The organism is Ramlibacter aurantiacus, from assembly GCF_016722895.1.
Classification (GTDB): domain Bacteria; phylum Pseudomonadota; class Gammaproteobacteria; order Burkholderiales; family Burkholderiaceae_C; genus Ramlibacter; species Ramlibacter aurantiacus.
The window spans coordinates 32127-47737 of the sequence record NZ_JAEQNA010000011.1 but is presented as its reverse complement, the minus strand read 5'-3'; the positions used below and the strand labels follow the sequence as shown (position 1 = coordinate 47737).

The 15611-nt window shown below is 67.1% G+C and carries 17 protein-coding genes and 1 pseudogene; 9 read left to right on the top strand and 9 right to left on the bottom strand.

The window, feature by feature from the left end:
• On the top strand, positions 1-539 hold a 539-nt coding region (locus JI739_RS22125; RefSeq protein WP_201686191.1), incomplete at its 5' end, for a hypothetical protein.
• A gap of 102 nt (positions 540-641) precedes the next feature.
• The gene (locus JI739_RS22120; protein WP_201686190.1) at positions 642-1799 is read left to right on the top strand and encodes a hypothetical protein; all 1158 of its coding nucleotides are present in this window, start codon (positions 642-644) and stop codon (positions 1797-1799) included.
• A gap of 72 nt (positions 1800-1871) precedes the next feature.
• Here JI739_RS22120 and JI739_RS22115 read toward each other — a convergent pair whose 3' ends face one another.
• From JI739_RS22115 to JI739_RS22080, 8 genes are all read right to left on the bottom strand, one after another.
• Complete coding sequence (locus JI739_RS22115) at positions 1872-2279, bottom strand: hypothetical protein (protein WP_201686189.1); 408 nt, start codon at positions 2277-2279, stop codon at positions 1872-1874.
• The gene (locus tag JI739_RS22110; RefSeq protein WP_201686188.1) at positions 2276-3130 is read right to left on the bottom strand and encodes an alpha/beta hydrolase family protein; all 855 of its coding nucleotides are present in this window, start codon (positions 3128-3130) and stop codon (positions 2276-2278) included. Before JI739_RS22110 ends, JI739_RS22115 begins: the two co-directional genes overlap by 4 nt.
• Positions 3131-3182: 52 nt before the next feature.
• Positions 3183-4223, bottom strand: coding sequence for a serine hydrolase domain-containing protein (locus JI739_RS22105; protein WP_201686187.1), 1041 nt, complete (start codon positions 4221-4223; stop codon positions 3183-3185).
• A 441-nt stretch (positions 4224-4664) separates the two neighbouring features.
• Complete coding sequence (locus tag JI739_RS22100; protein WP_201686186.1) at positions 4665-5960, bottom strand: TRAP transporter large permease; 1296 nt, start codon at positions 5958-5960, stop codon at positions 4665-4667.
• Position 5961: 1 nt separating this feature from the next.
• Positions 5962-6456, bottom strand: a complete 495-nt coding sequence (locus tag JI739_RS22095) for a TRAP transporter small permease (RefSeq protein WP_201686185.1) — start codon at positions 6454-6456, stop codon at positions 5962-5964.
• An 18-nt stretch (positions 6457-6474) separates the two neighbouring features.
• Positions 6475-7470: a DctP family TRAP transporter solute-binding subunit gene (locus tag JI739_RS22090; RefSeq protein ID WP_201686184.1), complete on the bottom strand. Its 996-nt coding sequence runs from the start codon at positions 7468-7470 to the stop codon at positions 6475-6477.
• A gap of 159 nt (positions 7471-7629) precedes the next feature.
• A complete protein-coding gene (locus tag JI739_RS22085; RefSeq protein WP_201686183.1) occupies positions 7630-8502 on the bottom strand; it encodes an alpha/beta hydrolase in 873 nt (290 codons plus the stop codon).
• A 14-nt stretch (positions 8503-8516) separates the two neighbouring features.
• Positions 8517-8933 carry a cupin domain-containing protein gene (locus JI739_RS22080; RefSeq protein WP_201686182.1) on the bottom strand — a complete coding sequence of 139 codons (417 nt, stop codon included), beginning with the start codon at positions 8931-8933 and terminating at the stop codon, positions 8517-8519.
• A gap of 183 nt (positions 8934-9116) precedes the next feature.
• Here JI739_RS22080 and JI739_RS24630 point away from each other — a divergent pair.
• The 5 genes and pseudogenes from JI739_RS24630 to JI739_RS22050 all read left to right on the top strand — a co-directional run bounded on the left by JI739_RS24630 (position 9117) and on the right by JI739_RS22050 (position 12891).
• A pseudogene (locus JI739_RS24630) lies at positions 9117-9881 on the top strand (SDR family oxidoreductase).
• A gap of 9 nt (positions 9882-9890) precedes the next feature.
• Positions 9891-11234, top strand: a complete 1344-nt coding sequence (locus JI739_RS22065; protein WP_201686180.1) for an aromatic ring-hydroxylating dioxygenase subunit alpha — start codon at positions 9891-9893, stop codon at positions 11232-11234.
• 1 nt (position 11235) lies between these two features.
• A complete protein-coding gene (locus JI739_RS22060; protein ID WP_201686179.1) occupies positions 11236-11739 on the top strand; it encodes an aromatic-ring-hydroxylating dioxygenase subunit beta in 504 nt (167 codons plus the stop codon).
• The gene (locus tag JI739_RS22055; protein ID WP_201686178.1) at positions 11726-12559 is read left to right on the top strand and encodes a DODA-type extradiol aromatic ring-opening family dioxygenase; all 834 of its coding nucleotides are present in this window, start codon (positions 11726-11728) and stop codon (positions 12557-12559) included. Before JI739_RS22060 ends, JI739_RS22055 begins: the two co-directional genes overlap by 14 nt.
• On the top strand, positions 12556-12891 hold the full coding sequence (locus tag JI739_RS22050) for a hypothetical protein (RefSeq protein WP_201686177.1): 336 nt from the start codon (positions 12556-12558) through the stop codon (positions 12889-12891). The genes JI739_RS22055 and JI739_RS22050 overlap by 4 nt, the downstream gene beginning before the upstream one ends.
• On the opposite strand, the gene JI739_RS22045 is transcribed toward JI739_RS22050, so the two are convergent.
• Positions 12803-13483, bottom strand: a complete 681-nt coding sequence (locus tag JI739_RS22045) for a GntR family transcriptional regulator (protein WP_201686176.1) — start codon at positions 13481-13483, stop codon at positions 12803-12805. The genes JI739_RS22050 and JI739_RS22045 overlap by 89 nt on opposite strands.
• A gap of 86 nt (positions 13484-13569) precedes the next feature.
• Here JI739_RS22045 and JI739_RS22040 point away from each other — a divergent pair, with 86 nt between their 5' ends.
• A complete protein-coding gene (locus JI739_RS22040; RefSeq protein ID WP_201686175.1) occupies positions 13570-14286 on the top strand; it encodes an SDR family NAD(P)-dependent oxidoreductase in 717 nt (238 codons plus the stop codon).
• 141 nt (positions 14287-14427) lie between these two features.
• Positions 14428-15564, top strand: coding sequence for an ABC transporter substrate-binding protein (locus JI739_RS22035; protein ID WP_236589976.1), 1137 nt, complete (start codon positions 14428-14430; stop codon positions 15562-15564).
• Positions 15565-15611: the final 47 nt, after the last annotated feature.

Genomic DNA, 15611 nt, shown 5'->3' with positions numbered 1-15611 from the left:
GTATCGTCTATTCGCAATTAGCAGCTGGTTCAGTCATCGATCTGGGAGCGGACGACGATGTCTTGAACCTCGAATGGAATGGCCTGGTCGCAGGGCTGCTGGACGGAGGCAGCGGAAACGACCGTCTGAACCTCAGCTGGATCACCCTGGATCTGACCGACACCAGCCAGGTGGCCAACTTCGAATCCTTCTATCTCTCCGGGGGCACCTACGGCATCGACCAGGCCCTGATCGACAGCGGCATGATCGTGGGTGGCGGCTCGGCCGTGCTGAACACGTCGGAGACCAGCCTCGACCTCTCGGGCTGGCAGTTCGGACCCAACTTCTTCTTCGGCACCACCAATTCCGAAGGCACCAGCTTCACCGTCACCGACTTGGCCACGGGCCTGAACGTGCGCGGCGGCGCGGGCAACGACTCGCTGCTCGCCCAAGGCTTTTCCTTCACGGAAATCCAACTGGTGCAGCTGCTGGATTCCGGCATCGAAACCGTCATCGATCAGAACGGAACCCACGGGATGAATACGGACCTTTTCGTGTGAGTGCCCGGTGTGTGCGGCATCGCTGCGGCCAGGCACGGCCGAACACTTGCGCCGCTCACGCACCGACACAAACGTCGTGCAACGAACCAAGGATGCACGTTCATGCACAAGCCTCTTCTGGCCGCCAGCCTCGCCGCTCTGTTCCTGTCCGCCTGCGGCGGAGGAGCAGGTTCCGAGTCGCCCGAGCGTTCGTTGGAACTGCGCTCGGTCAAGAACCCGTACGTTCCCGGCACGCCCGGCAAGCCGTCTTCCCCCGGCGCCCCGCAGTTCGCAGGCAAGCCGGTCGAACCCGGCCAGCCATTGACCAGATACAGGGTCCAACTGCTCCAGACCGTCGCGTCGACCGAGCATTTCGCGAACTCCATCAACGCGTCTGGGCAGATTGCCGGCCACGCGAACCTGGGCCCGGTCCGAGCGATCGTCTGGGAAAGCAACGGCCAGCCCAGGTTGCTGCAGGGCGGCTTCTCTTCAGTCGCTTTCCAGATCAATGATCGCGGGCAGGCGGCGGGCTTCAGCACCCTTTTCGGCGGTGAGAAGGCAACGCTCTGGGACACCGATGGAACCGCCCGGGAACTGCAGCTGGAGCACTGGCCCGGCAGGCTCAACAATTCTGGGCAGGTAGCAGGTTTCTCTCTGGAACCGATCACTCAAAGACAACAGGCGACTGTCGACTCGAATGGCACGGCAAACCGGCTCACGTGGACCATCCAAGGGCTGGAAGGTCTCGCGGTGCAGGCGCAGGCAAGCGTCGCCGGGAGCATCAACAACAACGGCACCGTCACCGGCAGCATCACGCTTGACCGGCCCTACCCCGTGATCTGGCGAGGCGGACAAGGGATTTACCTGGGTGCACTGGATGCCCAGTACGCGCGCGGATCGGCCACCGACATCAACGACAACGAAGTCGCTGTGGGCACCACCACCCTGACCACCGGGCTTGCCGTCGGCTTCCGCTGGAAGGACGGGACAATGACCCAGCTGGTCGGCCCGGCCGGGTACCCCTCCGTGACGCCGACCCGAATCATGGGCGACGGCCGAATCTTCGGATCGGCGAGCGCAGCGGATGGCAGCACCGTCGGAATCATGGGCTTGAATGGACCGATGGTGGACATCAACACTCTGCTGGATCGTTCAGACGCGACCACCGCCTCGACGCAGATCGAGTCGACCTCCGGCGCGGACGCGAACGGTCGGATTCTTGCGCGGGGATTGGTCAACGGCCAGTGGGGGGTGGCGTTCGTGCTGGTGCCCGTGCAGTAAGCAGCTCTGCGCGGGCTGCAAACCCGGAACCATCATGGAGGCGACCCGATCCGTACCCGCGGCAACGAGTGCTCATGGCTGTTTGGTCAGCACATACTCCGACTCCGCGCCCGTCGGCAGCCGATAGACGCCAAGCAACTTGCCGTCCTGCAGGCGGAATGCATGAGAGGCCTTTGCGCACCGGCCGCCTGGTGAGTAGTCGAACGTGAAGGACTCGCCGCTGCGTCGGACCTCGATCGGATCGAGTTGCTCGGAGCAACGCCAATTGGCGTTGTCCGGGCGCGTCTGTCGGATCTGTCCGCTGAACGGGTTCCCCTCGGTACTCGCGAAACGCAACTCAAGATCCCCGCTCGCGCTGGTGCTCTTGCTGGACCACATCCCGCTCCAGCGGCCTTGCAGGGCCTCGGCAGGCCCCTGCGACCAGGCCGCAACGGGAAGCGCGAGCAGGACGCAAAGCATTGACTTCATCTTCATCTTCATTTCGACTCCTGAACCCTGGCGAGGAACTGGCGCAGCACAGGCTGCCAGGCTTGACTCTCATAGAGCAAGCGGTGTCCGTCGCGGCTGGGGCCCGCCGGAAAAACCGCCATGGAGCCTGTGCCACCCGCGCCGACGAACGCGTCGAAGTTGCGCCTGCTGTGGACGAGGCTGTAGACGCTATCGTTCTCTCCATAGATCCACAGGCTTGGGCGCGGCCATTTCACTGCGGGCCGAAGCGGATCGGCATTGATCTGCTCAGCCTGCGGACACTTGTCCGTCATCCAACCACCCACGAAGTTGACCGCGGCGGCGACCTGCTCCGGGTGACGCGCACCGTACACCACGGCCAGGAAGCCGCCCCGGGACTGACCCGCCATGACGATGCGAGCCGGATCGATGTCGGGTCTCGTCCGCAGGTCTGCCATCACCGCACCGAGATCGTCCAGCGCTCTTTCCATGCCACTTCGCGCCGCGGCAGGCGCACAGGTGTATCCCGAGCCGTCCGCCGCCAGGCCCTCCTCATAAGCCCCGTCGGACTGCCCGCGCCCGCGGCGTTGCGGGAACGCCACCGCCCATCCCGCCTCATTGGCCCAGCGCGCGAACTGGTTGGCGATGAACGTCTCCCGGAAAACGGCCGGGTTGTCGCCGCGCCCCGTGGAGCCATGATTGAAAACGATCAACGGATGCGGCCCCTTGGTCAGCGGTTTGCTGAGGACCACTTCCAGCTGCACGGGTCTGCCCTGCTCCAGCCAGGGCGTGCTGATGCGCTCACGCAGCCTTTCCTGTGCGAAAGCGCCTGCGGCCACCGCAACGATGGCGGCAGAGAGTGCATGCCTCGCAATGATCGACAACAGGTGCACGATGGAGTGTGAACAACGAGTCGGCGCGATAGACCTTACCGCATCACGGCAACGCAGCCCATTCTCGATACAGATCGAAGACTTCCTCGGCGTTGTTCTCCAGGCTGCTGAACACGACGAGCATTCGGGCGTTCGAACGGTTCCAGGCAATCCGTTGCCCGCCGAAGCCCCACGCCCAATAGCTGTCGCGGTGCCGTGGGTTGTCCGTCCAGACGAAGTGGCCATAACCGTGGTGGAGGCTGAATCCGACGTTGCTCTTGTTCGCGATCTGCGTCCTCGTCGCCGCGCGCACGAAATCGCCGATGCATCCAGGTTGGCCCTCCTGCTTCTTCACCCACGCCGCGAATCGCGTCCAGTCCGGCAAGGTCATGCGGGCGACGGTCGGCGCGTAGGTGGTCCTGGACTTGTCTTGCCTGAGCGCCACCGGCCCCTCGATGCCGATCGCGGGGAGCACCCGCTCTTCCATGTACGTCGATAGAGGCTGTCCGGCTGCCGCTTCAACCATCAGCCCCAGCACGAAGGCATCCATCTCCTTGTACTCGAACGACTCACCAGGCTCCAACGCCTTGCCGAAGAAGCCGACACGCCTCTGGTTGACCAACGGCAGCAGATCACGCCATTGCCCCTGGCCGGCGTGGATCTGCCGGATCTTTTCCTGCACCTGCGGCGTCCCGGCAGCGTGGTAGCTGCCGTCCCTGATGCCCGAACTCATGGTGAGGAGATGAGCGACGGTGACTTTGTCATAGCCGGTTCCCCTGAGTTCGGGAACGAGTTCAGGCACCTCGGTCGTGGGCTTGAGCTTCCCGTCGCAAATGGCGTGGCCGACGGTCATCGCTGTCACTGTCTTGCCGAGGCTGTACCCGGAAAAACGCGTGGCTGGATGGGACGGCTCCTTGTAGGCGGACCACAGCACATGGTCTCCGTCCAGCAGGGCGATCGCCTTGAGGCTGGTACGAGCGAAGACCTGCCTGGCCTTGTCGATGACGGCGGATTCGGCAGAACCAGGCACCCGCGACAGCATTTCTCGAGCGGCCCCGAAACGGGGAGTGAGATGAAAGCCTTCCTGGAAGTACGCTTCCGTCAACAGCCTTTCATCCGGCGCTGCAAGAACTCCTGCGATGCGGGTCTGCTGGCACCACGCACCCGTCCCCGCAAGCACCAGCGACAACCATAGCCAACGCACCCCCATACCCCTCATTGCAGTCTCGTGTCCTTCTTGGTGATCAGCGATACAGACCTTTGCTGATCCACCGATCCGACTGCTGAGCTGGCCAGCTTAGTTTTGCGCTTGCCGGGCGTCAAGCAGGCATGGCGGCTACATTCGATATGAAAGTTGTATCAGAAGTGATCGACGGCCATCTTCCCGACACCCGGCACGGGCAACGGCTACTCGCCGGATGCAAACGGTGCGCCGCTCGCAAGTTGGCAGTCGCTGCAATGGCAGTTCGACATCGCCACCGGCGCACTCGCCAGATATAAAGGTCATGCGTTGTTCGAAGAAGCGGCGGCTTCCTCGGGGGCATGTTCATCCGGTGTATCCCGCCAGTCGGGGCAGCCACAGCACAAGGGGCGGGAACAGCACCAGCAGCAGCAGCACGCCCACCAACGGAATCAGAAACTTCCATATCTGCCCCATGATGTCCGCCAGCGGCACCCGCGCCAGCGAGGACAGCACGAACAGCAGCAGGCCGTAGGGCGGCGTGACCAGGCCGATCATGAAGTTGACGATGGCCACCACGCCGAAGTGGACCGGGTCGATCTCGAGCAGGCGCACCGTCGGCATCAGCACCGGCAGCACCACCAGCAGCAGCACGCCGGTGTCCAGGATGCACCCGAGCAGCAGGAACATCACGTTGGCCATCAGCAGGAACTGCAGCGCGGTGAGATCGCGCGCCTGGATCCAGCCCACCAGCGACTGCGCCAGCTGTTCGGCCGTTACCGCGTAGTTCACCACGAAGGCGCCGGCGATGAGGATCATGACGACGGCCGACTGGCGCATCGACTCGGCGAACACGGCGATCAGGCCGCGCCAGCCGAGCGCGCGGTAAACCACGCCGGCCAGCACCATGGCATAGAAGGCGGCCACCGCGGCGGCCTCGGTGGGCGTGAACACACCGGACCAGATGCCCCCCAGCAGCACCACTGGCAGCGTCAAGGGCAGCAAGCCGCGCCGCAGCGCCGCCCAGGCCGCGGCGCCGGCGGGGCGACCGGCGGCCAGCAGCCCCTCTCGCTTGGCCAGCAGCGCGATGGCCGCCATCAGGGCCAGCGCCATCATCAAGCCCGGCACGACGCCGCCCAGGAACATCGCGCTGACCGAGGTGCCGGTGAGCAGCGCATACAGCACCATGGGGATCGACGGCGGGATGATGGGCGCGATGGTGGCGGCCGCGGCCGTGATGGCCACGGCGAAACCGGGGCGGTAGTTGCCGACACTGCGCATCATGCGGATCGCCACCATGCCGGGGCCAGCGGCATCGGTGATCGCGCTGCCGCTCATGCTCGAGAACACGGTGCTGACCAGCACGGTCACCTGGCCCAGGCCGCCGCGCAGGCCCCCGACGGCCACGTCGGCGGCCGCCCACAGGCGCTCGCTGATGGTGCCGGCATTCATCACGTTGGCCGCCAGGATGAACATCGGGATCGCCAGCATGATGTAGCTGCGGTACATGGAGTTCATCACCTGGTCCGCGGCCAGGCCCACGTCCTGGCCGCTGGCCAGCAGGTAGGCCATGCCCGCCGCCAGCATCGAAATCGCCAGCGGCACGCGCAGCAGGGCGCCGGCGGCGAACACCGCCAGCAGGATGGCAAAGGCGATGCTCATCTCAATCGCCCACCTGCCTGCGCCAATGCGGCCCCAGCAGCTTCAGCAAGGCCGCGGCGAAGCGCACGATGACCGCCACGAAGAACACCAGGTAGCACGAATACACCAGGTCGAGCCGCCATTCGAGGACCGTGGTGCGCTCGCGCCACAGGAACATGATGTAGCTCCAGGTCCCGGGCAGGGCCACCAGGAACAGCCCGCCGAAGGCCAGCGCGCCGACGATGCCCATCGCCCGCCGCAGTCGCGGCGGCGCCGCGTTCCAGGCGATGTCGAAGGCCACGTGCTCGTCGTCGCGCAGCACCAGGGCGCCGGCAATGAACATCACCCACAGCAGCAGGATGATGTTCAGTTCGTCGGCCCACGCGAGCGGCTGATTCATGGCGTAACGCATGAAGACCGCGAAGAGGAAGACCGCGAAGATCCCCGCGAACAGCAGGGTCGTGATGAACTGGGCCAGCGCGCGCACGCGCGCCAGCGCCTCAAGCAGGAAGCGCACCGGGCCGCGACCTGCCGTTCAACGGACGGCCTGGATCTTCTCGCGCAGGCCAGGCACCCACTTGGCGGCCAGGCCGGACTCCTGGTACTGCTTTTCGACCGAGTTGCGGAAGGCCGCCACGTCGGGCGTGGTCACTTTCAGGCCGGCCTTGGTGAAGAAGTCGGCCAGCTGCTTTTCCTCGGCCAGGCGGCTCTCGTCGTTGAACTTCGCCGATTCGCTCGCCGCCTTGCGCATGGCGGCCTGCTGGGCCGGGCTCAACTTGTCCCAGAACGGCTTGGCCACCGCGTAGAACACAGGCTGCACCAGGTGCGAGGTCAGCACGATCTGCTGCGTGACCTCGTGCAGGTTGTTGTTCTTGGTCAGCGACATCGGGTTCTCCTGGCCGTCGACCGCGCCGGTCTTGATGGCCAGGTAGACCTCGGGCATGGCCATGGGCGTGGGGCTCACGCCCAGCCCCCTGCCCAGCGCCAGCCAGCCCGGCCCGCCCGGCATGCGCAGCTTCACGCCCGCCAGATCGGACGGCGCCTTCACGTCGCGCGCCTGGCGCAGGTTGACCTGGCGCGTGCCCAGGTAGGTCACCTCGATGATCTGGATTCCCATCTTCTGGGCCACCGCGTCGAAGTACTCCTTGCCGATCGGGCCGCGCATCACCTTGGTGACGTGGTCCCAGTCGCGGAACACGTAGCCGGCGCTGAAGATGCCGTACTCGGGCATCTGCTGCTCGACCTCGAAGGTCGTCATGGTGTTCATTTCCAGGTTGCCGCGCTGGATGGCCGGCACCTCGGTGCCCTGCCGGAAGAGCGAGCTGGCACCATGCACCTGCACCGAGACCTGCCCGGGAAGCGCGGCTTCCACCTTCTCCTTGAACATCACCATCGACTTGTGCAGCCAGTCGGTTTCCGCTGCCGCATGCGAGATCCGCATGGTGAGGTTCTGCGACCAGGCGGCGCCGCCACCCATGGCAATGGTGGCGGCGACGAGAAGGCGCGCCAAAACGGTTCTACGGTTCTTCACAACGACTCCTTGGCAAACAGCTGGGGGAAGGAAAACGAACGTGACGGCGCACGAGGCACGGGGCAAAGAGCCAGGGTAGGACCCGGCAAATGCCCTGTCAATGCAACAAACCTCGAGGTCGCCACCGGGAGATGATGCGGCGCGACGCTCATGGGTGGCCTACAGCCCCATCTGCGCGATCAGCGCGCGGGTGAGGGGATGCCGCGGGTCGGCGAGGTGCTCGGTCATGTCGAAGTGGTTGGCTCCGGGCACCGACACGTACTGCGCCTTGACGCCGTGCAGCCGCAGGTGGGCCGCGTACTGGAGCGACTGCCAGTGGAACAGGTCCGACTCCGCTTCGCCCACGGCGACCAGCGCCGGGCCCCTGGCCACGGGCGGGTGGTACATGGGGCTCACCTGCCTGGCCTCTTCGGCCGTGAGGCGCAAGTCGGCCTGCAGCAGCGAGTGGCGGTGTGGCTCCACGTCGAACAGGCCGCTGAGGGGCGCGGTGGCCTTGATCAGGTCGTTGGGCAGCCCCCAGTCCCGGGACCAGTCGGTCGCCGCGAGCATGCCGGTGAGATGGCCGCCGGCCGAGTGGCCGGAGACGAAGATGCGCGCCGGGTCACCGTGGTGGGCGGCGATGTGGCCGTGGATCCACGCAAGGGCACGGCGCGCCTGCGCCACGATGTCGGTGAGGCGCACCGACGGACACAAGTCGTATTCCAGGATCACCGCCGTGGCGCCGGCCGCGACCAGCGGGCCGGCGACCAGGCTGTAGACGGACTTGTCGAGGGCACGCCAATAGCCGCCGTGGATGAACACGTGGACCGGAGCGCCTGGCTTGTCGGCCGGAAAGATGTCCAGGCGCTCGCGCGGGCTTGCGCCGTAGGGAACGTCGAGCGAGCAGCGCAGCGCGGCCCGCACGTCGGCGCTGCGCTGGGCGGAGCGCGCCAGGTACTCGTCCATGTTGGGGACGGTGAAGCGGGGCAGATAGGCCAGGTTGATCCGGCTCACCTCTTCTTCGGTGGGCGGATCGGAGAGTTCCATCTTCATCGTCATCTTCATCGTCATTGCGCCGGCAGCCGGAAGCCGCGCTCGTCGGTCTTCACCCCTTCGCGGTAGTTCACGATCCGCTTGCGGGCCAGGTGGATTCCCAGCAGCTGCGTCACTTCGGTTCGGCTGGTGCTGAAGGAATGCCACACGTTCGCGCCCAGCTCCACCGAGTCGCCCTTGTGCAATTCCACCTTGTCCACGCCGCCGTCGCCGCGCTCGATGACGAATTCCGCCGAGCCCTCCATCACGATCAGGTACTCGATGTAGGGATGGTGGTGCACCGGCACCTCGTAGCCGGGCTGGCACGTCTGCAGGGCGGCGCGGATCGGCGTGCCTCCCTGCTCGTCGCCGATCAGGACCGCCAGGTTGCTCATGGGTCCGTAGGAGATGATGTCCTCGGGCCGCAGCCGCTGCACCTTGAAATCGCTCATCGCAGCGGCTTGCTCATGTGGGCCATGTCGATACGCAGGGACACGCCCTCGGCGGCAGTGGCGGGCCCGGCCGCACGGGGCGGCAGGAGGAGAAAGGGCTTGTTCATCCGGGATTTCCTTCACGGCCAGGGAATCGATGGCGTAGCATACTACCGTAGAATACTAACCCGCAAGAGAACGTCCATGGCACGACAGCTGGAAGGAAAGGTTGCGCTCGTCACGGGCGCGGCAAGCGGCATCGGGCACGCCGTGGCGCAGCGCTTCCTGGCCGAGGGAGCGCAGGTGGTGTGCTTCGACCGCGGCGAGGCGCGGCTCGAAGGCCACGGCGGATGGGCCTTCATCGCCGGCGACGTGCGCTGCGCGGACGACAACCAGCGCGCCGTCGAATTGGCGCTTTCCCGGTTCGGCCGGCTGGACATCCTGGTGGCCAATGCCGGCATCTACGACAACCGGCGCGCGTTGCGCGAGTTCACGCCGGCCGAACTGGCGGCCGGCTTCGACGAGCTGTTCGGCGTGAACGTCAAGGGTTACCTGCTGGGCGCGCTCGCGGCTGCGCCAGCGCTGGCGCGCTAGCGCGGCTGCATCATCTTCACCAGCTCCGTCTCGGGCAGCCACGCGGGTTTTGGCGGGCCCCTGTACGTGGCGGCCAAGCATGCGGTGAACGGGCTGACCAAGCAGCTGGCCTTCGAGCTGGCGCCGGACATCCGGGTCAACGCGGTGGCACCGGGCTACGTGCCCACCGGCCTGCGTGGGCTGCAGGCACTGGGGCAGCAAGCCAACCCGGTGGCGCCGGCGGCGGCCGACCTGCCCCTGCAGGCGATCGGCACGCCCGAGGACTATGCCGGCGCCTACGTCTTCCTGGCCTCCGATGCCTGCGCGCGCACGGCCACCGGCACGGTGATGACACTCGATGGGGGCGCTTCGGTGCGCGGCCCGCGCAAGAGCTGAGGAACCAAGATGCACGACCGAGAGACGACGCAAGACGCCCACGGGATGATCCCGCCGGCGGTGCCGCAGGAAGCCAGGATCGGCCCGTTCAGGGCGGGCGACCTGGTGGCACCCGACGGCTGCGCCGTGGACCGGCGCCTGTTCGTGGAGGACTCCGTCTACCGACTCGAGCAGGAGCGCATCTTCGCCAGGTGCTGGCTGTACGTGGGGCACGAGAGTGAGCTGCAGGGCAACGGCGCCTTCATCACCACCACCATGGGCGAGGACCCGGTGATCGTGGTGCGCGACCTGGCGGGCCGGCTGCGCGCGTTCCTGAACAGCTGCAGCCACCGCGGCGCCAAGGTCTGCCGCGCCGACAAGGGCGTGACCAAGACCTTCCGCTGCCCCTACCACTCCTGGACCTTCAGCACCGAGGGCCAGCTGATCTCGGTGCCGCGCCAGTCCTCGGTCTACGGCGAGGGGTTCGACCGCTCGCTGCTGGGGTTGCGCGAGGTGCCGCACGTGGACACCATCGGCGGCATGATCTTCGCCTGCTGGGACCCCGCTGCGCCCCCGCTGCGCGACTACCTGGGGGACATGACGTTCTACCTGGACCTGATGCTCACGCGCATGGAAGGCGGCACCGAGGCGATCGGCGGGGTGCACAAGTGGACCATCGACGTCAACTGGAAGATCCCTTCGGAGAATTTCGCGGGCGACCACTACCACGTGCCCTCCACCCACGGCGCGGGCGTCGAGATGGGCTACCGCAGTCCGCTCACCAACAACGGCTATTGCATCCAGACCGGCAACGGCCACTCTATCGGCAGCGAGCGCGGCGGCGCCCAGCAGGGCAAGGCGGTGCAGACCGGCTACGAGGACTTCATGGCCGACATGCGCGCGCAGCTGGTGGCGCGTTACGGCGAGGCCGCCTCGGCCTTCACGCCCATCGGGGTGGGCACGCTCTTCCCCAACTTCTCCTTCCTGGATTCGGCCCGCTTCCGCTCGTTCCGCGTCTGGCATCCGCGCGGCGTGGACAAGATCGAGGTGTATTCATGGTGCATCGTGGACAAGGCCATGCCGGCGGAACTGAAGGCCGCCGTGCGCAAGCAATATTCGCTGGCTTTCGGCCCGGGTGGCATCTTCGAGCAGGACGATGGCGACATCTGGCAGAGCGTGCAGGATGCGCTGCGCGGCCACGTCGGCCGGCAGGGGCGCTTCAACTACCAGATGGGCCTGGGGCGCGAGGCTCCCACCTCGCAACTCTACGGCCCGCCCTTTCCGGGCAGCTGCAGCGACATCCTGATGACCGAGGCCAACCAGCGTGCCTTCTACCGGCACTACGCGCGCCTGATGACCGACAAGGAGGCGTGACATGACCGAGCTCGTGAACGACAACGCCCTGGCCCAGGCGGTGGACGGCTTCTACCGCCGCGAGATCCTGCTGCTGCAGGACCGGCGCTACCGCGAATGGCTGGCACTGCTCGATCCGTCCATCGACTACCGCGTGCCGGTGACGCATGCCACGCTGGGCGGCCTGGTGCCCGTGGAGGACGGCCTGGGCTACTACGACGAGAACCTCGAGCTGCTGAAGGCCCGCGTCGCCAAGCTGGAGAGCAAGATGTCGTGGGTGGAGCAGCCGCCCTCGCGCCTTCGATATTTCGTGCAGACCATCGAGGTGGGCCGCACCGGCCACGGCACGGTCAGCGCGCGCAGCAACCTCCTGCTGCTGCAGTACCGCTGGAACATGGAGCAGCAGTTCAGCGGCGAGCGCACCGACACGCTGGTGGAGGAGCAAGGCGGCCTCAAGCTGCGCAAGCGCCTGGTGGTGCTGGACCGGCAGGCCCTGGGCAAGCAGGGCTTGAGTGTCTTCTTCTGAAATCATGCTGGTCGCCGCCACCGTCCACTTCCCCTACATGACGGCCTGGCCGGAGCGCGCTTCGGACGCGCACCGTGCCACCACGCTCGAGGGCTTCGCGCGCATGGGCCGCGCCTTCGCCGCCGCGCGGATCGACACCGTGGTCGTTCTCACCAGCGAGCACATCGTCAACCTGCAGCCGCGCATGGCCCCCGCCTTCGTGATCGGCACCGGCGAGAGCCATCCGGCGTTCCCGGAGCCGCAATTCAACCTGGCGCCTGTCGCCCGCCGCGGCGACCCGTCGCTGGCCGGGGAACTGGTGCAAGGCCTCTACGCGCAGGGGTTCGATCCCGCGCACTCCTGCGAACTGCGCCTGGACCACGGCACCACGCTGCCGCTGGCGCAGCTGCAACTGCCCACCGATATCGCGGTGGTGCCCTTGATCATCAACAGCATCTTTGCGCCCTTGCCGACGCTGCATCGCTGCCGCCAGTTGGGCGAGGCCCTCGCGGCGCTGCTGCAGCGCTCGGTGCTGGGGCGGCGCGTCGCGCTGCTGGCCACCGGCGGCATCTCGCACCGGGTGGGGCAGCCGCAGATGGAGCGCAACGACCCGGCGTTCGATGCGGACTTCCTCGCCGCGCTGCGCGAGGGAGACCTCGATCGCGCGTGCAGCTACCCGGATGCCCAGCTCGATGCCATCGGCAATGGCACCCACGAGATCCGCAACTGGATCGTCGCCGCGGCCGCGGCGCAGCCGCGCCGGCCTGACGTGGTGACGGCCATTCCGTATGCGCCGGGCTGGGACAGCGGCGTGTACCAGTTGCTCTGGGAGGAAGCGTGAACGCGGTCCTGACGCAGTTCCTGGTCGACGTCACGCGCGGCCACCGCAAGGCGGAGTTCGCGGCCGACCGCGACGCCGTGCTCGATTCGTCGATGCTGGACGATCACCTGCGCGCAGCGGTGCGCAGCGAGGACCTGGCCACGCTCTGGCTCGCGCAGGCCCATCCGATGGCGTTGATGTACTTCGCGCGGGCGCTCGGCTGGGACAACCCGCGCTACTACGCCTGCATCGAGCAGGCCGACGCTAGGAAATCCGCTCCAGCCGGCCGTGCTCCGCCAGCTGCGTCCGCGCCGCCACGAACGCATCGATCGAGCTCCCCACATGCTCGGTGATCAGGCGCTTCGCCCGGGCGCAGTCGTGGGCCTCCAGCGCGTCCAGCAGTTCGGCGTGCTCGCGCATCACGGTCTCGTTGCGCAGCGCGGTCACTCGGGTGCCGCTGGCCATCAGGTACATCTTGCCCCGCACGCTCAGCAGCTCGCGGCGGATCTGGCGCAGGCCGGCGAGCTCCGCCATCCGGATGTGGAAGGCCTCGTCGATGGTGTACATGTCTTCCTGGCTGCGCCCCTTGCCCTTGAGGATGGCGCGCAACTCGCGGATGTGCGCCGGCGTGGCCACCTCGCACAGGCGCGCCACCACCAGCTGCTCCAGCGCCACGCGCAGCAGGCGGATCTCCATGACGTCGTTCTCGTCGAGTTCGGCCAGGCGGTACCCGCGCTTGGGCACGATCTCCACCACGCCGTCCCGGTACAGGTTCAACAGGGCCTCGCGCACCGGCGTGCGCGACACCCCCAGCGACTCGGCCAGCGACGTTTCGGAGAAGAACTGCCGGCGCGGGATTTTGCCGTCGCGAATGGCGCGGCGGATCGTGGCGTACCCCTGCTGCGCAAGGCTTTCAGGACGGGTCAGGCTGGGGATCGAGGCCATCGAGGAAGAAGTCTGGTGACGGTGGACGCGCGGCTCGCCCGTGGTATGGAACATTCTACCGGCGCGGCCCGGTGCGAAAGGCGGTGATGGATCTCGGACTGCAGGACAAGGTGGCGCTGGTCACCGGGGCTTCGCGTGGACTCGGCCGCGCCACCGCGCAGGCACTGGCCGACGAAGGTGCGCGGCTGGTGGTGGTGGCGCGCGCCAGCGAAGAATTGAGTGCCCTGCAGGCTGCGTACAGCGGGCGCTGCATCGCCGTGCCGGGCGACCTGCACGACCCCACGCTGCCGCAGCGCGCCGTGGCAGCGGCACTGGAACACTTCGGGCGGCTGGACGTGGCCATCGTCAACACGCCCGGACCGCGCACGGTGCAGCCGCTGCAAGCGAGCGACGCCGACTTCGCAGCCGCCTTCGACACCGTGTTCTATCCCGCGTTGCGACTGGTGCGCGCCGCGGCGGCGCCCATGGCGCAGCGCCGGTGGGGCCGCATCGTCATCGTCTCCTCCACCAGCGTGAAGGCGCCCAAGCCCTTCCTGTGCCTGTCGGGCGCCGCCCGCAGCGCCCTGTGGAACTGGGCCAAGAGCGCGGCGCCGGACCTGTACGCACAGGGCGTGACGATCAACGCCCTCTTCGCGGGACCCCATGACACCGACCGCGCACGCGAGCTGGGCGTGAAGAAGGACAGGCCGATGGGCCAGCCGGAACACTTCGGCCGCTACGTGGCCGCCCTTTGCGGCGACGCCAGCGCCTTCGTCACCGGCACCGGCTACGTCCTGGACGGCGGCGAATCGACGGGGATCTGAAGACCGGGTGTTCGAGTCGATGGGCGCGGCTAGTATTCCACGGTAGTATGTTACGCAGACACGGCCGCTGGGCCGCCCTGTCTGCCGGTGGTGCCGCCCGCGGCGGTGCTCGTCTCGTGGCCTCCCTCGAAAGGAATTCGGATGAAAAAGACGGTTATGTGCCTGCTGCTCGCAGGTGTGTCGGCAACCCTCCAGGCCGAGATCGTCGTCGGGGTGTCGGCCAGCACCACCGGCCCGGGCGCGTCCCTGGGGCTGCATGTGCAGAACGCGGTGGCCATCCTGCCGAAGACGATCGCCGGCGAGCCGGTGCGCTATGTCGTGCTCGACGACGCGAGTGATCCGACCACCGGTGCCAAGACCGCGCTGCGGCTGGTCAGCGACGAACGCGTGGACGTGATCATCGGCTCGAGCACCGTGCCTGTCGCGTTGTCCCAGGGCGCGGTGGCCAACGATTCGCGCGTGCCCTTCCTCGCGCTGTGCCCGATCCCGATCGATCCGGCCCGCCAGTCCTATCTCTTCGCGGTGCCGCAACCCATCCCGCTGATGCTCGACGCGGTGGTCGAACACATGCACGCGAACAAGATCAAGAGCGTGGGCTATATCGGGTTCTCCGACTCGTGGGGCGACCTGAACTACAAGGGCCTGCAGGAGCTGACTGGCAAGCACGGCATCCAGGTCGGCAGCAACGAGCGGTATTCGCGTGGCGACACGTCCGTCACGGCGCAAATGCTCAAAGTGCTGGCGCCCAACCCCGACGCGGTGTTCGTCGGCGGTTCGGGAACGCCCGCCGCGCTACCGCAAATCGCCGCGATCGATCGCGGCTACAAGAAGCCGATCTATCACACGCACGGCGTGGTGAACGCCGACTTCATCCGCGTGGGCGGCAAGCGCTCCGAAGGGGCCATCGCCCCCACCGGCCCGGTCGTGGTGGCCGAGCAGTTGCCCGACGGCCATCCGCTGAAGGCGTCGGGGGTCGAGTTCCTCAAGAAGTACGAAGGTGCGTACGGTGCCGGCAGCCGCAACGCCTTCGCGGCCTATGCCTGGGACGCCGCCACCATCATCCAGGCTGCGGTGCCGGCGGCCCTGAAGGTGGCCAAGCCCGGTACGCCCGCCTTCCGCCAGGCGTTGCGCGACGCGATCGAGAACAGCAAGGACGTGAAGGGGACGCACGCGGTCTACAACATGAGCCCCACCGACCACTTCGGCGTCGATCGGCGGGCCCGCGTGCTGGTGCGGGTCGAGAACGGCGAGTGGAAACTGGTGCGCCAGGGGAGTTGAGAGCCCCATGGCTGCAGGGCAATCCGCGCGCCACGGCATGGCCGTGG